Origin of the sequence: Rhodococcus sp. 05-2254-2, from assembly GCF_002259095.1 — a bacterium.
Classification (GTDB): domain Bacteria; phylum Actinomycetota; class Actinomycetes; order Mycobacteriales; family Mycobacteriaceae; genus Rhodococcoides.
The window spans coordinates 537,966-559,249 of sequence record NZ_NOZJ01000001.1 but is presented as its reverse complement, the minus strand read 5'-3'; the positions used below and the strand labels follow the sequence as shown (position 1 = coordinate 559,249).

At 64.7% G+C, this 21,284-nt stretch carries 19 protein-coding genes; 8 read left to right on the top strand and 11 right to left on the bottom strand.

Annotation, left to right across the window (positions count from 1 at the left end; translation table 11 throughout):
• Positions 1 to 4: 4 nt before the first annotated feature.
• Both CH283_RS02855 and CH283_RS02850 read left to right on the top strand, forming a co-directional pair.
• Complete coding sequence (locus CH283_RS02855) at positions 5 to 409, top strand: ASCH domain-containing protein (RefSeq protein WP_217901084.1); 405 nt, start codon at positions 5 to 7, stop codon at positions 407 to 409.
• Between the two features lie 399 nt (positions 410 to 808).
• Positions 809 to 2,662, top strand: a complete 1,854-nt coding sequence (locus CH283_RS02850) for an HNH endonuclease signature motif containing protein (RefSeq protein ID WP_094641160.1) — start codon at positions 809 to 811, stop codon at positions 2,660 to 2,662.
• Between the two features lie 90 nt (positions 2,663 to 2,752).
• Here the strand turns inward: CH283_RS02850 and CH283_RS02845 are convergent, their stop codons facing one another.
• The 3 genes from CH283_RS02845 to CH283_RS02835 all read right to left on the bottom strand — a co-directional run bounded on the left by CH283_RS02845 (position 2,753) and on the right by CH283_RS02835 (position 7,072).
• Positions 2,753 to 4,858 (bottom strand): ArnT family glycosyltransferase, encoded by a 2,106-nt coding sequence (locus tag CH283_RS02845; protein WP_176460392.1) that lies wholly within the window; start codon positions 4,856 to 4,858, stop codon positions 2,753 to 2,755.
• A gap of 102 nt (positions 4,859 to 4,960) precedes the next feature.
• Complete coding sequence (locus tag CH283_RS02840; RefSeq protein ID WP_255183058.1) at positions 4,961 to 5,638, bottom strand: class F sortase; 678 nt, start codon at positions 5,636 to 5,638, stop codon at positions 4,961 to 4,963.
• Positions 5,639 to 5,641: 3 nt separating this feature from the next.
• Complete coding sequence (locus CH283_RS02835) at positions 5,642 to 7,072, bottom strand: ice-binding family protein (RefSeq protein WP_255183057.1); 1,431 nt, start codon at positions 7,070 to 7,072, stop codon at positions 5,642 to 5,644.
• 390 nt (positions 7,073 to 7,462) lie between these two features.
• Between CH283_RS02835 and CH283_RS02825 the strand changes: the two genes are divergently transcribed.
• Entirely contained in the window at positions 7,463 to 8,143 is a 681-nt protein-coding gene (locus CH283_RS02825) for a TetR/AcrR family transcriptional regulator C-terminal domain-containing protein (protein WP_032393995.1), read from the top strand.
• Positions 8,144 to 8,220: 77 nt separating this feature from the next.
• Here the strand turns inward: CH283_RS02825 and CH283_RS02820 are convergent, their stop codons facing one another.
• Both CH283_RS02820 and CH283_RS02815 read right to left on the bottom strand, forming a co-directional pair.
• Positions 8,221 to 9,915 (bottom strand): MDR family MFS transporter, encoded by a 1,695-nt coding sequence (locus tag CH283_RS02820; RefSeq protein WP_094641157.1) that lies wholly within the window; start codon positions 9,913 to 9,915, stop codon positions 8,221 to 8,223.
• A 92-nt stretch (positions 9,916 to 10,007) separates the two neighbouring features.
• Complete coding sequence (locus CH283_RS02815) at positions 10,008 to 11,297, bottom strand: MFS transporter (protein ID WP_094641156.1); 1,290 nt, start codon at positions 11,295 to 11,297, stop codon at positions 10,008 to 10,010.
• Positions 11,298 to 11,389: 92 nt separating this feature from the next.
• On the opposite strand from CH283_RS02815, the gene aroQ reads away from it, so the two are divergent.
• The 5 genes from aroQ (at position 11,390) to CH283_RS02790 (ending at position 15,738) form a co-directional block, all read left to right on the top strand.
• On the top strand, positions 11,390 to 11,824 hold the full coding sequence (gene aroQ, locus CH283_RS02810) for a type II 3-dehydroquinate dehydratase (protein WP_082899543.1): 435 nt from the start codon (positions 11,390 to 11,392) through the stop codon (positions 11,822 to 11,824).
• A 63-nt stretch (positions 11,825 to 11,887) separates the two neighbouring features.
• Positions 11,888 to 12,640, top strand: coding sequence for a DsbA family protein (locus CH283_RS02805; RefSeq protein ID WP_255183056.1), 753 nt, complete (start codon positions 11,888 to 11,890; stop codon positions 12,638 to 12,640).
• A 16-nt stretch (positions 12,641 to 12,656) separates the two neighbouring features.
• A complete protein-coding gene (locus CH283_RS02800) occupies positions 12,657 to 13,229 on the top strand; it encodes a vitamin K epoxide reductase family protein (protein ID WP_068053468.1) in 573 nt (190 codons plus the stop codon).
• A gap of 145 nt (positions 13,230 to 13,374) precedes the next feature.
• On the top strand, positions 13,375 to 14,925 hold the full coding sequence (locus tag CH283_RS02795; RefSeq protein ID WP_094641155.1) for a C40 family peptidase: 1,551 nt from the start codon (positions 13,375 to 13,377) through the stop codon (positions 14,923 to 14,925).
• A 21-nt stretch (positions 14,926 to 14,946) separates the two neighbouring features.
• A complete protein-coding gene (locus tag CH283_RS02790) occupies positions 14,947 to 15,738 on the top strand; it encodes an acyl-[acyl-carrier-protein] thioesterase (protein WP_373455133.1) in 792 nt (263 codons plus the stop codon).
• Here CH283_RS02790 and CH283_RS02785 read toward each other — a convergent pair.
• Genes CH283_RS02785 through CH283_RS02760 form a run of 6 tightly spaced genes read right to left on the bottom strand, consistent with a single transcriptional unit; the run spans position 15,642 to position 21,232 of the window.
• Complete coding sequence (locus tag CH283_RS02785; protein ID WP_255183055.1) at positions 15,642 to 17,099, bottom strand: AMP-binding protein; 1,458 nt, start codon at positions 17,097 to 17,099, stop codon at positions 15,642 to 15,644. The two genes, CH283_RS02790 and CH283_RS02785, sit on opposite strands and share 97 nt — an antisense overlap.
• Complete coding sequence (locus tag CH283_RS02780) at positions 17,080 to 17,706, bottom strand: energy-coupling factor transporter transmembrane component T family protein (RefSeq protein WP_094641153.1); 627 nt, start codon at positions 17,704 to 17,706, stop codon at positions 17,080 to 17,082. The genes CH283_RS02785 and CH283_RS02780 overlap by 20 nt, the downstream gene beginning before the upstream one ends.
• On the bottom strand, positions 17,703 to 18,383 hold the full coding sequence (locus tag CH283_RS02775; RefSeq protein ID WP_094641152.1) for an energy-coupling factor ABC transporter ATP-binding protein: 681 nt from the start codon (positions 18,381 to 18,383) through the stop codon (positions 17,703 to 17,705). Before CH283_RS02775 ends, CH283_RS02780 begins: the two co-directional genes overlap by 4 nt.
• Before the next feature lie 10 nt (positions 18,384 to 18,393).
• Positions 18,394 to 19,545, bottom strand: a complete 1,152-nt coding sequence (locus CH283_RS02770) for a thiolase family protein (protein WP_094641151.1) — start codon at positions 19,543 to 19,545, stop codon at positions 18,394 to 18,396.
• Complete coding sequence (locus tag CH283_RS02765) at positions 19,542 to 20,684, bottom strand: AMP-binding protein (RefSeq protein ID WP_094641150.1); 1,143 nt, start codon at positions 20,682 to 20,684, stop codon at positions 19,542 to 19,544. Before CH283_RS02765 ends, CH283_RS02770 begins: the two co-directional genes overlap by 4 nt.
• Complete coding sequence (locus CH283_RS02760) at positions 20,681 to 21,232, bottom strand: biotin transporter BioY (protein WP_176460393.1); 552 nt, start codon at positions 21,230 to 21,232, stop codon at positions 20,681 to 20,683. The genes CH283_RS02765 and CH283_RS02760 overlap by 4 nt, the downstream gene beginning before the upstream one ends.
• Between the last annotated feature and the right edge of the window lie 52 nt (positions 21,233 to 21,284).

Genomic DNA, 21,284 nt, shown 5'->3' with positions numbered 1-21,284 from the left:
GCGAGTGACCGATCTACCGATTGTGGAATTCGCGTACCCCGGACCAATGCGGGACAGACTTGTTGCGGCTGTGCTTTCCGGCGAGAAGACCAGCACAGCGAGCCTGTTGATTCAGTACACCGAAGAGGAGCTACCGAGGGTCGGTGAACGCGGCGCGGTGGTGGATTCAGCCGGAGTCGTGGTGGGAGTCGTCGAAACCACTGGTGTCGATATCGTTGCGCTGAAGGATGTTTCGCTCCAACATGCCCTCGACGAGGGTGAGGGATACATCGATGTGGCGCACTGGCGCGCCGGGCACGAAAGATTCTGGCACTCGCCCGAGGTTCGCGCGGAACTGGGCGATCCCGATTTCACCGTCGACGACGACACTCAGGTGGTACTGGAGCGATTCATACTCGTTCCATGGTGAGTTGGGTGGGGATCGATGCCACTGGCCAGCGCGAAGAGGTCGAAGAAACCGAGAGCTCCGGTTCAGAATTTCGGTCGATTCAGCGAGATTCGCGGTGGGGACGGTGACGAACATCGGCATGCCCTACAGGCCGCACAGGGGCTCGGGTGCGACGGCATCAGTCCGGGGAATCGATACCGGGCTCACCTCGAAGGCGGGGTAGTTCTGGCTCGTGATCATCCTGGAGCCTTACGCGGCGTCGGAGTCGAATATTCTTGTCGGTGTCTGGGTGTATAGGCCGCTTCCATCAATCCTTCTTCCGCGCAACAGAATTGGTGTTGACGAACTTCGCATTCCGACGTACCATCGAACGTACGTTCTACTTCTAGTCGGAACACGTGCCGGGGGGGCGACTACACAGTGAATACATCCAGTTCGACGCGCAGTCGATTCGCGGCCTATCTCGGGCCGCGATCGAAGCCGTACATCGACGGCACAGTGCTGGGCGAAATTCGCGACGTTGCGATTCTGGAGAATCAGGCGTGCGCTCGCAAGGTCGCTCTCGCCGCGGCTATCTGGGACTCGTGCATCCATCAGAACGTCCTCGTCGGTGATGTCATTCAGGACGCGGGCAACTATGCGGCGTCCGAAGTCGCACGCGTTCTCGGTTGCTCGAAGACTGTCGCGAACACGTATGCCGAGGTAGGAATGGACCTTCGGCTTCGGCTTCCTACCGTCGCGGCCGCGTTCGAGGCCGGCGAACTCGATCTTGCTCGCGTCCGCGCGATCTACCGCTGTACCCACAACCTGACGCAGGACGCGGCGACGGCCGTCCAAGGAGAGGTTCTGCACGCTGCCCGACGTCTGTCACCTGGTCCCCTGGCGACGGAAATCTGGTCCATCATGTATCGCATCGCGCCCGAGCAGGCCGCCGCTCTGCGTAAGGACTTGGAACGGCACACGAACGTCACGTACACCGACAAAGATGTGCTGTCGACGCTGAAGGCCGACCTCACCGCCGCCGACGCCGCAGCTGCCTGGCAGTTGATCAACGAGATGGCCGCTACCGTCTGCCGTCGAGATCCGCGAAACAAGGGGCAGAAGCGTGCCGCAGCGTATGTTGCTCTGCTGCAGCAGGAGTCGTCGATGGTCTGCATGTGCGAGCCCGATGACGACAATCCGTGCACGGCCGATACTGTGCGTCCTGATCGACGCGCCCCACTGACGGTGATCACCGTCGACCTCGCCACGCTCGCCGGTTTGCTGTCCAATCCCGCTCACCTGGCCGGCCACGGCCCCATCGATGCCGAGTACGCCCGTGAACTCGCCGACAACGCACACTGGCAGATCCTGCTCACCGAAGCCCGCGATCTGGCGGAGAAACTCGGTTACGGCGAAGACCTGGAGTCACTCATCGACCTCGATACCGATACCGACAGTGGCGCAGGCACTGGTGACAAGGGTGCCGAGAGCAGAGCCGACAGCGGCGGCAGCAGGACGAACAACAGCAGATCGAAAAACAGCCAGAAGAAGCCCAGAGGATCCAAGGTAGGCAAGTCGAGAAACAGCAGGTCCAAGGGCAGCACCTCACATCTGGTGTTTCATCCGCTGGGGCGTGGTCGTCGCCGTGTCGGCGGCATTGTTCCTCGGCACCTGCGGGCGCCGAAGTCCACACAACCACCACGGAACAGTTGTGTCGCCACTCCATATCGCGGTACATACACTTTCGTTGCCGAACTCGAAGCAGCGATCGCATCGGATCCAGCTCTCGGGATCGCACGGTACCCGGACGGGCACGGCGGTCTCGAGCTGCCGCCACCCGGAGCCCTCATCTATCGCCCGACTGTCGCACTGGCGGAACGTATTCGGCATCGCGATCGCACCTGCCGACATCCGGGTTGCGATGTCCCGGCCCAGCAGTGCGAGATCGACCACATCGTCCCGTACTTCCATCGCGATCCCGAGTCCGGTGGCTGGACCATCGACACCAACCTGCACTGCCTGTGCCGCTACCACCACAGCCTCAAGACCATGGGTCTGTGGACTCCGGTGATGCTCGCCGACGGCGTCGAGTTCTGGGTCTCGAATGCCGGCACTTCAGCGGTTACGGTTCCCGGCACCACGCAACTCGCCGACCTGAGCCACCTGCCCGCCGTCTATCGCAGGCCAAAAGGTCACGCGACACAGTCGGATACGTCGAGCCTGGAGATCATCCAGCCGCTGCCCGCGCCGGTACCTACGTCAGCACCGGACGATGACCCTCCGCCCTTCTGACGAATCTTGGGTCAGTACAGAGAAGTCCCACCGCAGTCGAAGTGTCTGCGGTGGAACAACTGTGACTTCTGGGTGTCGATGTGTTCGGTGTCAGCCTGTGTAAGTGCTGAGGTCGTACACCGTCGCACTGCCGACCGTCGTGGCGGTGAAGTTGGCCTCGACCCATTCCTGGATCTGTGAGGACGTACTCGCAGAGTCGCCACCCATGCCCCCGCGCGCCATGCCCCCGCCCATTCCGCCCGAGACGTAGTACGTCACCTCGTGGTTGGAGACGTACTCGATGAACTCGTCGAGAGTCGGGGTGGGATCGCCGCTCCATCCGCCGATCGCCATCACTGCCGTATCCGACGCCAACTCGTATCCGGCTGCAGACATCGAACCGTTCACAGCAGCGGACCATTTCGTGGTCGTCGACTCGAGCAGCGCAGCCAACTCCTCGTTGGACTCACCGCCCATTCCGCCCATGGCCATCCCGCCGCCCACGTTGCCGCCGGCAAAACCGGCCGGAAGATCGGCAGCATCAGCAGGCATGCCCGCGTCACCGCCCGGCACAGCATCGCCCGGCACGGCACCACCCGACACAGCATCGCTTGGCATCGCGCCCGTCGGCATTCCACCACTCGGCATTCCACCACTCGGCATTCCACCGCTGGGCATTCCGCCGGGACCGCCGTCGCTGACTGCACCGGTCGGACCTGCAGTGGGGATGGAACCACTGTGCGCGTTCGTCGTCGTAGCGATGGCATACGACGCGCCGCCGCCGAGACCTGCTACGGCTCCGAGGATCAACGCAGCGGCGGTGAGCTTTCGGTACCGCCCCGCGAACAGAATCATCACAGCAGCGACGATTGTTCCCACCAACAGGATCCATTTCAGTGCCGGCAGCCAGTCCGCGTTGCGGTGCAACAACACCCAGCTCCAAGCACCGGCCGCAACCATCATGGTGGCCATACCGGCTCTGCCCCACATCGATTCGCGTCGAAGCCACAGCGCGTAGCCTCCGGTTCCGATCATGCCCGCGAGTGCAGGGGCGAGCGCGACGGTGTAGTACGGGTGGATCGTTCCGGACATGTAGCTGAAGATCAGCGCTGTCACCAGGAACCAGCCGCCCCACAGAATCAGCGAGGAACGGAGAAGGTCGGTACGTGGCGCTCGGCCACGAGCGATCAACCCGAAGACCAGCGCCACCAGGGCCGCCGGGATGAGCCAGGAGATCTGGATTCCCATCTCGCTGCCGAACAGTCGGTCCAGACCGGTCGAGCCTCCGAAGCTGGACCCGGCTGCCCCGGCACTCATTCCGGCCGGAGCCTCCATCCCACCACCACCGGTGTTACCGAAAATTCGGCCCAGCCCGTTGTACCCGAGCACCAGATCCATCACGGTGTTGTCGGTGGATCCACCGATGTACGGTCGGGCACTCTCCGGCCACAACTGAACCGTCAACACCCACCACCCCGCAGCGACGATCAGCGCTGCGAACGCGCCGACGAGATGCAGCAACCGGGCCCGCAACTGCGCCTGTCCCGCAACGAGATACGTGAATCCGAACGCGGGCAGCACCAACAATCCCTGCAACATCTTGGTGAGGAACGCGAACCCGAGCGCCACACCGGCCAACGCGAGCCACATCGCAGCCCGGCGCCCGGCCGAAGTCTGCAGAGACCGCACGACGAAGTAGCCGCCGAGTGTCATGAGCAACACCAGCAGCGCGTCGGGATTGTCGAAGTTGAACATCAAGGCCGCCGCCGGCACCGATGCCAGGGTGAAGCCGGCGAGCAACCCGGCCGTGGGGTTCGCGACACGCTTGACCGCGGCATACACCGTCGCCACCGAGGCGACACCCATCAATGCCTGCGGCAGAAGCAAACTGAAGCTCGAGAACCCGAACAGTCGAGCCGACAGACCCATGACCCACAGCGAGGCCGGCGGCTTGTCCACGGTGATGAAGTTCTCGGAGTCGAGGGATCCGAAGAACCACGCCGTCCAGTCCTTGGTACCGGCCTGCACCGCGGCGGCGTAGAACGTGTTCGCGTATCCACTTGCCGTCAGGTTCCACAGGTACAGCGTTGCCGTGGCCGCGAGCAGTATCAGCAGACCGAGCAGGTGCCGGCGGCGATACCACCACGTGGTCTGCCAGGACGGCTGGCGGGCGTGCGACGGAGGCATCGCGGCCGGTCGGTCGAGTTGGGCAGTCATCGCACATCCTGTTCGTCGAAGTTGTCGACTACGAGAGTGTGCGATGGACCGTCGGCCCGGCTGGGAGCAGCCTGCGAACTTGCTGTGAGCGAAAGAGCTGGTTCAGACGCGATCTGCGTACACGACGATGTTGTCGTCGTAACTCGATATGTCCGAATCGAATTGGCCACCACAGGTGATCAAACGCAGGCCTGAGTGATCGATGTCTCCGTACACCTTGTCGGTGGGGAACGCATCCTTCGGGTACTGCTCCACCGCGCTGACGACGAACCGGACAGTGTTTCCGTCCTGGCTGACGACGGTGACATCGTCGCCCTGTCGGAGATCGCGGAGCCGGTAGAAAACGCCGGGGCTGCCGTCCCAATCCACATGCCCCGCAACGATCGACGGTCCCAGTTGCCCCGGAACCGGCGACCCGGTGTACCAACCGGCCGGGAAACCGCCCGGGGGAACTTCCATCGTGCCGTCCGGACGCAGACCCAGACCCATCACATCGGAGTCGACGCCGATCGCACCTATCTCGAGGCGCGCAGGCGGTGACCCGGCGACCGACGATTCGGCGACAACCTCGTCTGTCGGGGCGACGGCTGCAGGAGCAGAAGAAGCCGAGGACGTCGAATCAGTCTGCAGGGGAACGGTATCCGACGGCGTTGCACACCCGGTAACCAGGAACAGCAGCATGAGGAACGCCGCTGCCACCGCCCGCACCACGACCCGATGACGGATCGTGGTGCGGGCGGATTCAGCGAGAGGTACCGATACCTCGACGGTGGGGTTCACCGATCAGTGCCGACGATGAGTCAGAGTCAAGGCAGAGACTGCGCCGACCGCGAGCGCGGCCAGCAGACTCCAGATCACGGCGAACGGCGTTGCGTCAGAGGATGACACAGTGCTGCCGTCACCGGTGTCGACGCCACCGTTCGGGATCTGTGTGATCTGCCCACCCGGGTTGTACGTGCCCGGCTGATTCGGGCCACTCGGCGTGTTCGGCTGATTCGGAACACCGGGTGTGTTGGGGGTGGTCGGCTGATCAGGCGTGTTCGGCACGTTCGGCTGATTGGGCACGTTCGGCTGGTTCGGCACGTTCGGCTGATTGGGGACGTTCGGCTGATTCGGCACGTTCGGCTGGTTCGGCACGTTCGGCTGGTTCGGCACGTTCGGCTGGTTCGGCACGTTCGGGACACCCGGGATCGGCGGGATGGTGATCACCGGCGGCACACCCGGAATCGGGGGCACCTCGATGACGATCGGCGGCGTACCGCCACCATCACCCGGCGTACCGCCACCATCACCCGGAGATGTCGTGGTCACGGGCGGCGTGGTGGTCTCCGGAGATGTCGTGGTCACGGGCGGCGTGGTGGTCTCCGGAGATGTCGTGGTCACCGGAGGCGTTGTGGTCACCGGAGGCGTGGTCGTTATCGGAGGTGTGGTGGTCACGGGCGGCTCGGTGGTTCCGCAACCCGGGTTGGTGATCGTGTTCGAGTCGAGGGTGACAGCTCCGTCCAGAGCCAGTAGCCGTCCCTGCACATCGGCATTCGTGGTCGCCGTGATCGACGCCCGTGCCATGATCGTGCCCACGAAATCGGTACCGGTGCCGAGTGTGGCCGAGCTTCCGACCTGCCAGAACACGTTGCACGGGTTGGCCCCGTTGATCAGCGAGACACTGCTGTCGGATGCCGTGATCAGCGTCGATGCCGCCTGGAAGATGAACACGGCGTTGGAGTTGCCCTGCGCGTCGAGTGTGAGGGTTCCGGTCAGGCCGAACGTGCCCGAACCGTACAACCCGGCCAACAATGTCTGTCCGCCGAGTTCGACTCCGGTCGAGGTTGCTCCCGGTCGACCGGCGGCGTCGTCGTATCCGGTACTCAGATCCGCTTTCGCCTGCGCTGCAACCGAATTGCGGTCGTTGATAACTCCACTGGTGAGCTCTCCCGGTGGGAATCCGGTGATGAACGGTTCGACACCGACGCCTGGGCTCACTCCGACGTTGCCGCCGATCCTCGACGGGCCGGTGTTCGTGATCTTGGAGCCGGCCAGAACGGCATAACTCTCCGCGGTGCCGAGTTCGACGGTGGTGGGTTGAGCCTCGGCTGCGGGGACGTTGATCAGCATGAGTGCGCTGGTGGCCAAAGCGACCGAACCGGCAAGCGGAACGAGGGTTCTGCCCCTGCGCCTGATGGGGGTCGACGTGCACGTGTGCTGTGAAGCGGGCATGGATTGCATACCGTTCTGCTGGTTGGGCGAATCGGACTTGTTGCCGGACTTCGTGAACCGCGCAATCGATCCCCCGACGAGTTCGATTGCGCAGCAATTGATGTCGCGACGCTCAACGGCCGCCCCGGACCGATCCGAGTGCGTGGAGGTATCGCGGTTCCGTATTCGATGACGTCACCGGCCGACGGAGTTCGGCAAGGTGACACAACTATGCGATCAGCGGAGGCTCGTGCCCACTCCGCAACTAAGAGTTTCCCCGTATCTCTACGGTGTAGAGCTACAGCACACCATGTGTAGGATAATGAGTCAAGCGAAAAGTGTTGTCGAACAACAAGTTTGTTTGCCCCCTACTTACCGGTCGGTTCACTGCTTTCGAGAGGTTGCCTACCGATGTCCACGACGAACCGACCGGGCCCACACTCCAATATCAAGATCGACCGCGAGTACGTGGTGTCCGCCGCCCTGAGCATCGTCGATCGAACCGGCCTCGACAGCCTGACGATCCGGAGCCTCGCGGCATCGATCGATCGCGATCCGATGACCGTCTACCGATACCTGCCCACCAAACAGGCGTTGCTCGACGCCATCGCAGATTCGGTACTGGGCACACTCGTCTGCGTCGACGGCGCAGACCCCGATTGGCAGCGTCAGCTCAGAATTTTTGCGCGGCACTACCGTGAGCTCGCCCTCCAACACCCACACGCGGCGGTGCTGCTGACCACCTGCCCTCAGGCGACTCCACTGGGATTGGGCACGCCCCGGTCACTGGCCTCACTCGAGAACATTCTGATTCTGCTGACCACCGCGGGATTCACGCTGCCCGAGGCCCTGACGAGCTATCGGCTGATGATCTCCTTCCTACGCGGCCATCTACTGAGCGAGACCCAGGAAACGACCGCCAACCCGGACGAGACCGGCGACCGCCTCAGCCTCGCTCTGCGCCGACTCCCCATCGACACATTTCCCCTGCTGTCGACGCTGCCACCTCTGATCACCGAGTACGACGGTGCCCTCGAACTCGAGTTGGGTCTCGACGTGCTGTTCCGAGGCATCACCGCACCTTCGACCTGAGCGGATCGACGCTCCCGGGGCCCGCACCGGACCGAGCCGTACCTTGTCCCAGGATCACGGCATCGGCCTTCACGCCATCAGAGCAGTCCGGTGCCTGCCTCGTTCGCTCGTTCTTCGTCTCGTTCCTGCTGCGCAGCGGCCAGGCCGGACATCGTGCGCAGCGGAACCTCCTTGAGGAAGAGCACCAGTACGAATCCGAGGACCATCAGAATCGACACGGCCAGGAACACGTAATCCATGGCGTCGGAGAACCCGATGCGGAACGGCTCGGCCAGAGCCGGTTCGAGCTTCTGAATGAACGAGCTGTCCTGCAGTGCACTGCCTGCGACGGAGGCGTCACCCGAGGCGATGGCTCGAGCGAAACCCGATTCGAGCGGATCGGAACTGGTGGCGGCGCTCTGTACTGCCTGCTGGAATGCCGGCGTCGAACTCGCGGCAATCAGCGCGTCACCCGTCTTGGGGGTCAGCTGTGTGAACAGCATCGACAGAAACACCGCCACACCGACCGTCGCACCGATCTGCCGGAAGAACGTTGCGGCAGAGGTGGATACACCCATGTCCTTGGGCGGCATCGCATTCTGGATGGCCAGGGTCAACGGCTGCATCATCGAACCGAGACCGAGACCGAAGACCCCCATGACGACCATCGTCTGCCACAGCGGGGTATCGGCGTGCACGTAATGGAAGACGAACATCGCGATGGCCATCAGTGCAGTGCCGACGATCGGAAAGATCTTGTACCGCCCCGTCTTCGAGATCATGCGACCCGAGACGATCGACGCGACCATCAAGGCACCGACGAGGGGCAGAGTCTGGTAACCGGCCAGCGTCGGCGAGGATCCCTTGACCACCTGCAGGTACTGCGGCAGTAGCGAGATGCCACCGAACATCGCTGCGCCGGCGATGACGCTGACAGCAATACACAACGAGAACAACGGGTTTCGGAAGAACCGCATGGGGATCAGGGCGTCGTCGCCCATCTTGATCTCGGCGAGCACGAACGCGATGACGCCGACGATGCCGATTCCGAAGCACAGCAGGGCCCGCGGCGAACTCCATCCCCACACGCGCCCCTGCTCGGCGATGATGAGCAGCGGCACGAGGCCGACGCTGAGAAGCACTGCGCCCCACCAGTCGACGCGCGCCTCGCGGCGATAGACCGGCAGGTTCAGCACCCGCCACACGACGACGAGCGCGATGATTCCCAGCGGGACGTTGATGTAGAAAACCCAACGCCAGCCGGTGATTCCGAGGATCGACGACTGCCCGGCGAGCAGTCCACCGATGACCGGCCCGAGCACGCTGGAGGTACCGAACACGGCCAGAAAGTAACCCTGGTACTTGGCCCGTTCACGCGGCGGGACGATATCGCCGATGATGGCCAACGCCATCGACATCAGACCGCCCGCACCGAGACCTTGAATGGCACGGAAGGCGGCGAGTTCGTACATCGACGTCGCGATACCGCACAGCATGGACCCGACGACGAAGATCGAGATGGCCGTCATGAAGAACGGCTTGCGCCCGTACAGGTCGGACAGCTTGCCGTACAACGGGGTCGAGACCGTCGAGGTGATGAGGTAGGCCGTCGTCACCCAGGCCAGAACCGAGAACCCGTTGAGGTCGTCGGCGATGGTCCGAACGGACGTCGAGACGATGGTCTGGTCGAGGGCGGCGAGGAACATGCCCATCATCAGGCCCGACAGAATCGTCATGATCTCGCGATGCGAATACTCGCCGGTCGCGGGCTTCACTTCAGGCTCGGTAACCATCTCTTGGATTCACCTTTACGTAGCATTTACTTGTGTCTTACAACGATATTCGGGACACCAGCATGCGCGCAGAAGGCCGTCTGCGCAAAGGTTTATTTGCGGCGAATCCGGTCCCGCACCTCACGCATCGTGTGCGGGTGAATACCTTCGGCAGCGAGCACTCGACGGGTCTTGCGACGCGTCGACAGGACACCGATGATCGCGACGATCCACACCGGGAACTGCGCGAGCAACGCCACCCGGAATCCGTCGAAGGTGTAGCCGCCCATCGCGTCGAGAATCCAGCCGATCGCCGCGATCACCAACAGCGACGCCAGGAAACCACCGATGTTCACCATCCCCTGCGCTGTGCCCAGATTGGCGCTCGGATTGAACGTTCGCGCGAGGTCGAACCCGATCACCGAACCGGGGCCACCCACAGAGATCACCACCACGAGCAACACCAGCAACCACACCGGAGCGGGCCCGGGCAACGCCAACACGATGGCCCACATGGTCGCGTTGCTGATCATGATCGCCAGCACCAGCCACGACCGTCGCATCGGATAGCGCCCGGTGAGAACACCCACCACGATGCCCGACGCCACCGCCGATGCCACCGACACCGTCAACAACGCTCCGGCCGTCGACGCCGACAGGCCCTGTGCCGACGTCAGATACGGAACACCCCACAGCAACGCGAACACCGTGATGGAGAACTGAGTACCCATGTGCGAGAAGAAGCCGAGCCGGGTGCCGGGCCGTCGCCACACCTCGGCGATGGAAGCGAGGGTCTGTTTCAGCGTCGTCGGCTCGAACACGGGGGCAGCTCCGTCGTCGGGGCGATCCCTGACGAGCGCGAGAACCAGTACGAGCGCAAGGAGACCGAGTGCCGCTGCGCTACCGAATGCGAACGTCCAACCGGGTCCGTTCAACAGAATCAGGAACGGGACCGCCGAGAGCACCTGGCCGAGCTGGCCGAGCAGACCGGTCAGCTGCGAGACGATCGGCACTCGCCGCGGCGTGAACCACACCGGCACCAACCGCAGCACCGAGATGAAGGTGAGAGCGTCGCCCACGCCGACGAACGCGCGCGCGACCACCGCGACCGGAAGCGACTCCGTGAGCGCCAACGTGATCTGTGCCGACGCCATGATCAGCGCGCCTGCGGCGATCATCTTGCGCGAACCGATGCGATCCAACAGCACCCCGGCCGGGATCTGCATCCCCGCGTAGACGATCACCTGCAGCACCACGAACGACGACAGCAGCGACGGCGACACCGAGAATCGATCCGCCGCACTCAGCCCGGCGACGCCGAACGACGTTCGATGCAGCACTCCGACGATGTAGGCGAAGACGCCGACGCCCCACACCACCCAGACTGCCTTGCCAGTACTCACCGGACGATTGTGTCAACCACGCTGTGGAATAGTCGTAGCCGGTAGTACTCGGAGCGGGCAGTAGTACCCGAAGCAAGAAATGGAGCGACGTCGTGGCCAAGCAGCTGTTGGTGCTCAACGGTCCGAATCTGAACATGCTCGGCACCAGGCAGCCGGAGGTGTACGGCCACGCCACTCTCGCCGACGTCGTCGCCCTGTGCGAGAAGACCGCCGCCGAGCACGGACTCACCGTCAAGGCGGAGCAGTCCAACCACGAGGGCCAACTCATCGACTGGATCCACGAGGCCCGCGGGGTGGCGTCGGGCATCGTCATCAACCCGGGCGGACTGACGCACACCTCGGTGGCGCTGCGCGACGCCCTCGTCATCCCCGAGGTGCCGATCATCGAGGTGCACATCTCCAACGTGCACGCCCGTGAGGAGTTCCGGCACCACTCCTTCGTCTCCCCCATCGCCAGTGGCGTCATCGCCGGACTCGGGATCGACGGATACCGCTTCGCCATCGAACGACTGGCTGCGCTTATCTGACACAGCACTCGTTCAACCCAGCTCTCATCTGACACTCAGGTTGTACTGCATAAACTGGTCGCCGTGAACACGAGCAAGAACGTCTCGAAAGACATCAAGGCCATGCAGAACGGCGACAAGAATCGTCGGACTCTGATCCAGATCGTCGTCGCAGTCGTTCTGATCGCGCTCGTGGCGGCGATTGCCCTCTTCATCGTCAACAAGGATTCGACGTCGGGGGATGCATCTTCCGCCGCAGGCTCCGGCGAATCGACCGGGGCCCAGCTCACTCCCACGTCGGTGACGGACGACGGTGCCATCCGCTTCGGCAACCCCGATGCCACCACCGTCGTCAGCGTCGTCGAGGACTTCCAGTGCCCGGCGTGCAAGAACTTCGAGTCCATCAGCGGATCGACGTTGCAGCAGCTGGCCGACGCGGGAAATGTCGCCGTCGACTACCGCCCCATCTCCATTCTCGACCGGTTCTCGAACGGAACCATGTACTCCACCCGCGCGGCAAGCGCCGCGATCTGCGTCGCCGAGAACGACCGCGACAACTGGATGAACTGGCACACCGCAATGTTCGAGCAGCAGCCGGCCGAGGGCGGAACCGGACTGACCAACGACGAGCTCGTCGCGATCGCCGCCTCTGCAGGGGCCGACTCCCCCGCCGTCGCGTCGTGCATCACCGACGGCAGCTACACCGATTGGGTCACCACCCAGACACAGTCGGTCCTCGGCGAAGGCATCAACGGAACGCCGAACGTGCGCGTCAACGGCACCGACATCTCCAACCCGACGCCGGAGAACATCCTCGCCGCCGCTGCCGGTAACTGAGCGGCAACCGGTCGCCATGAGGACACGCGCAGGCGCTGCTGTATTCACCGTCTTCAGCGCGCTCGGGTTACTCGCCGCGATGACGCTGACGATCGAGCGATTCAAACTGCTCGAGGACGCGTCGTACGTCCCGTCGTGCAGCCTGAACCCGGTGCTCTCGTGCGGCTCGGTGATGGTGACGAAACAGGCTGCGCTGTTCGGTTTTCCGAACCCCATCCTCGGCATCGTCGCCTTCTCCATTGCCCTCGTCGCCGGAGTGCTCTGGCTCGGCCGCGTCGAACTACCGCACTGGTTCTGGCTCGGACTGAGTGCAGGCCTGCTGCTCGGCGAGGTCTTCGTGCACTGGCTGATCTTCGAGAGTCTGTACGAGATCAACGCCCTGTGCCCCTACTGCATGGTGGTGTGGGCGGTGACGATGCCGTTGTTCTTGCTGGCTCTGAGCCGATTGGTCGGCTCCGGCCCGAACAGCGGCGGCACCGTCGGACGCCTCTTCCTCGAATGGCGCTGGACGCTGCTCGCGGTGTGGTACGCAATCGTCGTCGCGCTCATCGGAATCCAGTTCTCGGACTACTGGGCAACTTTGGTTTGAAAATACTGCTCTGACAACCCTGCATTTCCTTTTGCGAATCTCATGAGTCGAACGTCTGCACCGTGCATGATGGGTGCAGCACCCGAGTGAGACTGATCACAGCTCCTGGCTCGGGGAAGATCGTTCGAGTAGCAGGAGTCGATACATGGCAGGCGATCCATTCGCAGTCATCGTTGCCGTCATCGTGTCCGCCGCCGGTGTAGTCGCCGGAACCGACGCCCCGGCTCCGATTCCCGATCAGGCGGTGCAGGACCAGGCGGCAGACATTGCCGCCAACGCCGAAGATCAGGCGAAGACGATGAGCGATCAGTGGACCGAACTCCTGGGCACCATGCCCGAACCGGCCGCCGACATCGCCGACCGCACCCTCTCCGACGCCGCCGAGGGCCTGCACACCGCCGCCGAACCGATGCTCCCCGACCTGCCGACGGTCGAAGACATCGAAGCAGTGGACACAGAAGCAGCCGATATCGCTGACCCTGCCAGTGCTACCGATCCTGCCACTGCCACCGATCCTGCTGCGGCGGCGACAGATGTTGTTAGCGCCGCTCCTGCCGCTCTCGCTGCGGCAGTACCCAGCGCGCCACTGCCGTTCAGTGTGTTCTCCTCGGGTGCTGGGTCGTCGAATGCGGTGGCCACCACTGCAGCGGCGCTCGGAGCCGGTGCCGTTCAATTCGCCGGCCGTACGTACACCGCCGCCGACATCGCCACCCAGACCGCGTTCATGGCGTCGGCCGAGGCCATCAGACGTGCACTGTTTCCCGGTCAACCCGCTACGTTCACCGGCATCAATGTGGGCGCGATCGGTTTGGGTGCCGTGGGAGCCATCACCGCCTTCGTGCCGTGGCTGCAGAAGGCGGGCAACATCTGCGGCGGCGTCAAAGCGACGACCATCGCGGCACTGTATGCCGCCGAGAACGGTTTTCGGCACGGCCCCACTGCTCCGGTCTCGAGCACCGGCGCGCAGGGGCCAGGGCAGTTCATGCCAGGAACCTGGGCGACGTACGGCAAGGACTACGACGGCAACGGTGTCACCGACGTCAACAGCATCGGTGATTCGGTGATGGCGTCGGGCACACTGCTGTGCGATATCTACGGGCAGGTCGACGGGTGGAAGCGCGAGGGCAAGGTGTCCGGTGACACCTTGGATCTGACCCTGGCCGGATACAACGCCGGCGCGGGAGCGGTGCTGCGATCGGGCGGTATGCCCTCTGGCACATTCGATTACGAGACGCAGACCAAGCCGTACGTCTCTCGTATCCGGGCGACCGAAACGCAGTTCGCCGCCATCCTGACCCCGTTCGCCGGACTCGACCTCACCGGAATCGGCGGACGATCGGTGCAGTTGGCGATGGACTACCTGGGGCTGCCGTACGTGTGGGGCGGCGGCAACATCAACGGACCGTCCGGCGGCGGATTCGACTGCTCGGGCCTGACGTCGTATGCCCTCTACAAGGCCTCGGGCGGAAAGGTGACGCTGCCCCGAACCTCGGAGACTCAGTGGAACGTGGGCACCGAGATTCCGATGGCAATGGCGCAACCGGGCGATCTGCTGTTCGGTAACTTCGGGCCGGCCGGGCCGGGCCACGTGGCGATCTACATGGGCAACGGCCAGATGGTCCACGCTCCCACCACCGGCGACGTGGTGCGCGTGGCACCGGTGTTCGACGGTATGCGCGCCCGTCACATCGTGTAGGTGCGCGCGTACAGTGCGGACGTGACCAATGCACGTGTGGAACCGGCAGGATTCGACGACGAACTGGCACCGGAGCCGCCGCCCGGTGAGGGCTTCGAGACCGACTGGCCGGTGCGAACCGGCGACATCGATCCGAACAACCGACTACGGTTCGACGGCGTTGCCCGCTACCTGCAGGACATCGGTACCGACAACCTCGACGCCACTCCCCTGGGCAAGACGGATCCCATGTGGATCGTGCGGCGCACCGTCATCGACGTCTTCGAGCCGATCCATTTCCCGGACCGAGTGCACATGCGGCGCTGGTGTTCGTCGATGTCGACGCGGTGGTCGAACATGCGCGTGGCACTGACGACACCGAAGGGTGGACGCATCGAGACCGAGGGCTTCTGGATCAACATCAGCAAGGACACCGGAATGCCGACCCGCATCAGCGACGGTGCCCTGGAAATGCTGGCGCGAACCACCGATCAACACCGGTTGCGATGGAAGGCATGGCTGACCGAGCCGGTGCCGGCCGAATCGCCCACGGATGTGCAGTTCCCCTTGCGCGCAACCGATATCGATCCGTTCGACCACCTCAACAATGCGGTCTACTGGCACGCGATCGAGGAGTTGCTGGTCGACGTGCCCGAGCTGGCCGCGTCGCCGCACCGCGCCGTCATCGAATACCTGAGCCCGGTACTGGCGGGTGAACGCGTCACTCTGCGCCATCGCTACGACGGCGGCGCGTTGACCGTCTGGTTCGTCGTCACCGGAGCATCGGGCGAGCCCACGGTCCGCACTGTGGCCAAGGTTGCCGCCAGAGCCTGACGGTCGAGCTTGCCGCGCGGCGTACGCGGAAGAGCGTCCACGACGGCGATCACCACGGGCAGGCTCGGCCCCGGCAGCACGGTGCGCAGGTGGCGGCGAATCCGAGCCACGGATATCGAATCGGTCTGCCCCACAACAACTCCGGCAGCAGGTTCCTCACCGGTTCTGTCGTTGGGCAACCCGACCACCCCGGCCTCGAGCACACCGGGAACTGCGAGCAGGGCCGCCTCGATCGGGGTCAACTCCACCGTGAGACCGGCCCGGACGATCGTCTCGCTGCCGCGGCCGTACAAGGTCAGTCGGCCGTCTTCGACACTGCCGCGATCGCCGACGGTCATCCACCCGTCGACCGGCCCGTTCGTCAGAGTGGTGTGGCCTCCCAATCGGCTCAGGTAGCCGTCGAACAGCATGTCGCTGCGGACATGAAGCAGCTCGTCCCGGATCTCGACCTCGACTCCGTCGAACAGCTGCCCGCTGACCTCGGTGCCTTCGATTTCGCTTCGGTCGTAGGAAACGAAACTCAGCTCCGACGCCCCGTAGAAATGCGTCAGCGCCGCGTTCGGAAGTACCGCCGCCAGAGCGGCCCTCCCCGGTTCCGCCCATCGCGCCGCGGACGAGAGCACTTCACGGACACTGTCCGATCGCACTCCCGAGCGAGCGATGTCCCAAGCAATGGTCGGGACCGAATACAGATGTGTTGCAGCATCTTCGAGGGCCACCGTGGGCTCCCGTAGGTCGACCGTCGCCCCGCGGGTGAGCCCGTGCAGTGCGCCGTAGAGAAAGTGCGTGTGATCGAGAGTGCCCGGTGCGGACACCCGATCTCCCGGACCGAGATCGAACAAGGCATCGGAGCGATCCAGCGTCGCCGCCCACGACGCTTGATTGCGCACGAACAGCTTGGGCGGACCGGTGGTTCCCGAGGTGACGCCCACGAGCAACTCGGAATTCGGTGTGGGGGTGGGGACGGCGGCGGGCGGGCTGGCTGGTATGTCCTCGGGTGCGAACACGTCGACTGCACCCCAACCGTGCACTCTCGCGTGCTGACGCGGGTGCGCGACAATCAGCGAGGGCTCGCAGACCGCCACGACATCGGCGAATTCCTGAGCCAACAAATGCCGATGCAGCAGAACGACACTCACGCCGGCATGCATCGCCGCGACGACGACCACCAACGACCCGATGTCCGACGTCGGCAGTACCGCGATGCGACGCATCCCTGCCACTGCGGTCGCCGTGCGTGTCACCCGGTCCCAGAATTCGCGGTAGGTGACCTCCCCGGTCGCATCGACCACGGCTGCCTCGGGGCGGTCGGAATGCCGCGCTATCCGGGCGGCGAGGAGTTCACTCGTGGTCATCGTCATCGACACCATCGTCATCTACACCGCGCGCGACGAGGGCGTCTCCCATGGCGTCGGCGGTGCGCAGGGCCCGCACCAGGACCGGCGTCGCCAGCGCCGTCATCGACCACTGCAGTCCGCGTGCCTTACGGGCCTGCGACACCTCTTGGACGATGGAGGCGAGCAGCGGGATGCAGCGGATGGCCAGAGCCAGGAGCAGTCCGATGCGATCCGGGTCGACGCCGAAGCGGCGGACGGGGCCGAGCGCTCGGGTGACGGTATCGAGCATGTCGGTCACGCGGGTGGTGAGGGTGACGAGAGCTGCCAGAGCAACGGAGATCACCAGTACCCCACACACCACGACGGCGCGCTGCCAGGTGGTGATGATCACCTGGAAGACACCGATGATCAGCAGCATCCACAGCACCGGACGCAGTTGCGCCAGTGCGACTTTCGCTGGAATGCGAGCCACCGCGAACAACGCCGCGACCAGCAGCGCCACCGCTGCGACCTCGAGCGGAGTGCGCGCGAAGATCACCGTTCCCAGGATCGCGAAGATCAACGCCAGCAGCTTCGATCCCGGGCTCATCCGGTGCAGCAGCGAGGTGCCGGGGCGGTAGAGACCGATCATCCGATCAGCTCCCGATAGGCCGGGACCGCGGCGGCGGGGGTTCCGTCGAACGCGATGCGGCCGTCGTCGATGACGATGACGCGCTCGAAGCTGTCCAGCAGGGCCAGTTGGTGGGTCACGACGATGACCTGCTGATCCATCGAATCCAGAGCCTGCGCGACGACGCGTCCGTTGCGCAGATCCAGCAGCGTGGTCGGTTCGTCCGCAACGACCACCTCCGGTCGTCGGATGAGGACGGCACCGATCGCCAGCAGTTGCTTCTGTCCACCGGAGAGCAGATGCGCCGGATGGTCGCGGTGCTGATCGAGACGGAAGCGGACGAGAATCTCCTCCACCCGCTCGGCCACCTGCTGTTTGGTCAGCCCGGACCTGCGCAGCGAGAACGCGAGATCCTCGGCGACAGTGGGCATCACGATCTGCGAATCGGGATCGGTGAACACGAACCCGACCTTCTTGCGTACCTGCGCACCCTTCTTGGCGGCGTCGATACCGTCGACCGTGACGCGGCCCGTATCGGGTTTGATCAGACCGTTGATCATCCGCGCGAGCGTCGACTTGCCGGAACCGTTGGAGCCGATGATGCCGATACGGCGCTCGTCGAACTCGAGGTCGATGCCGTGCAGCACCTTCCGTTCTCCGAACGAGTGCGAAATGTCCTCGAACTTGATTGTGCTCATATGACCCTGCTCATGTCGCTCGTTCCACCAGCATCGCTATTCCCTGCCCGCCGCCGATGGCGCAGGCCGCCAGTCCCAGCGCCGGACCCCCGGGTTGCAACATTCGAGAGGCCAACCGTACCAGCAGAATTGCGCCCGAAGCTCCCCACGGATGGCCCATCGCGATGGCTCCACCTTGTGGGCAGATGCGGTCCTCGTCGAGACCCAATTCATCCGAGACCGCGAGCACGACCGACGCAAAAGCCTCGGTGATTTCGATGGTTTCGATGTCGGAGAGGCCCACCCCGGTGCGGGCGAGCAGCTTCTCGATCGCCGGCACCGGACCCAGCCCGGGAAGAGCCGGGTCGGACCCGGCGACGGCACTGCCGAGGACGCGCAACGCCGGCATCCCGGCTGCTCGCTCGGCGGTGGTGATGGCCAGAACCGCTGCGCCGTCGGATATTCCGCACGAATTGCCCGCGGTCACCGTGCCGGCTGGGGTGAACGTGCCGGCTGGGGTGAACGTGGGGCGCAGTCTGCCGAGCCGCTGGGCGGTCATGTTGGGGCGGATGCGCTCGTCGGTTGCGACATCGCTCACGGTGACGATCTCGGCTGAGAAGTCGCAGGCCGCCGCGCGTGCGAACGACCGTGCAGCGTAGGCATCTTGGCGTTCGCGCCCGATACCGCGGATTCGCGCGAGGTCGTCCGCTGCCACACCCATGTCCGGGTCCTCGAAGCCAGGCGGAGCGAACGGCGCTCGGGTGTAGCGGACGGGTTCTTCGCCGTCGACCGGTGGCCAGAACCTCCACGGGCTGGTGCTGGCAGATTCGACGCCACCGGCCAGTATCAGCGTCTCGTCGCCGCTGCGGATGCGCGACGCGGCCTGCGCCACGGCGTCGAGCCCGGATCCGCACTGCCGATCGACGGTGACTCCGGGAACGCCGACACCGAGGCCCGCGAGCAGCGCCGAGACTCGTGCAACATCACCGCCGGGACCGAGGCAGTTGCCGAGAATCACGTCGTCGATCGGGGTATCGAGCGGACTGATCTCTGCTGCAACAGCTTTCAGCACCGGCGCGGCGAGGTTCGGGGCGGTGACATCGGCGAAGCCGTGCCCGGCGATACCGATCGCAGAACGTTTGGCCGCAACGATGACTGGGCTGTACGAAGCAGACACATTCACAGCAGGGCCCTTCGGGCGATCTTGCCGCTCGCGGTGCGGGGCAACTGCTGCACCACCGTCCAGCGTCGCGGCATCGCCTCCTTCGCCATGATTGCGCGAGCGTCGGCGCGCACCAGGTCGAGGTCGCGGGTTCCGTCGAGTTCGATGACGGCTGAGACCGTTTCGCCGAGAACCGCGTGCGGTGTGCCGATCGCTGCCGCAGCTCGGACGCCGTCGAGCCCGGTCAGGATGCTTTCCACGTCCTCGGCGATCACGGTGGTTCCGCCCACGTTGATCGCTGCATCTCCGCGGCCGTGGACGAGGACTTCGAAGCCGTTCAGTTCTGCCAGATCGCCGACGCCGAACCAATCGCGCGCACCCAGCGCGGCGTACGGCGATCGAACGAACAGGTACCCGTCCTCGGTGCGTGCGTCGACATCCCGGAGCAGCCTCAGAGACGATTGTTCGCCCACCACTCTCGCCGCCACCAGCGACAACTCCGCCGAGCCGTAGTACTCGACCAGCCTGACGCCCTGCGCCGAGATCGCTTTCGCGGCACCGTCATCGAGGCCGGCGCCGGCAGCGACGGCAATCCGCGCACGAGGCATCCGGCGGAGGACGTCACGGAGTACCGCAGGCACCGCATGGACAGCCGTGGCATGCGCGGGATCGTCGGTGACGCACGCCCCCAACCACAGTGCGTGCACCGCGGCGAACAGGTGCATCGTGGCGTGCAGCGGTCCGGTGATGAGCACGGTGTCGGTCGGGCGGATACCGGATATGTCGGTGAACTCGGGGAAGCTGTCTACCCACGACGCGGCCGTGCGAGCGAGCGGTTTCGGCCGGCCGGTGGAGCCCGAGGTTGCCACCAGCAGGAACGCGTCGGGATCGATGTGCGCAGGGCGCTCGGGACGGGCGGCCGGATCCTCCACTCGGACCGCACTGCCCTGCCTGGCTGCCGCGAAAACACAGATCAACGCGTCCGGCAGCTCCAGTGCTGATGCGTCGTGAAATCGAGCGCTGTGAAATCGAGCGTCGTGCACCGGGCGGTGAGGCCACTGCTCGACGGCTCCGTCGAGTTCGGCGTAGGTGAGTGTGCGACCCGCCCAGGAGATGGCGGTGTCGTTGTCGCGGCCTCGACCTCCCAGCGTGAGAGTCACGCCTTGATCAGGCCCGGGTACGCGCGGTGGACGCTCTTGGCGACGACGGTGGCGACGACGACCTTCGCGATGTCGCCGGGCAGGAACGGTCCGTTGGAGGTGATCGCGGCCCAGACTCCGACGTCGGTGCGCAGGATCAGACCGGCGATGCCGAATACATAGACGACGAGGATGCCACCGACCGCGTTGATCGCCAGGCCGAGCGCGATCGAGTACTTGGGGAGAATGCGGGCGGTGAGCCAGCCGATCAGCAACGCTGCCGGTATCCAGCCGATGAGGTAGCCGACGGTAGGCCCGGCCATGGCGGCGAGACCGGTGCGCCCGCCCGCCAGCAGCGGCAGGCCGATCATCGTCAGGGCGAGGAACACCAGGACCGCGGCCGTGCCCTTGCGGGGTCCGAGGATCGCGCCCGACAGGATGATGCCGAGGGTCTGCAGGGTGATGGGGACGCCCGAGAACCCGACCGTGATCGATCCCGGCAGGCCGAGCGCGGCGATGAGTGCTGCGAACACTGCGATCTGCGCCATGTCGCGGGCGGAGACGTTCATTCGGCTGACCTTACGGCTCGGCTGGCGGGTACTGCTGTCGACATCTGACACG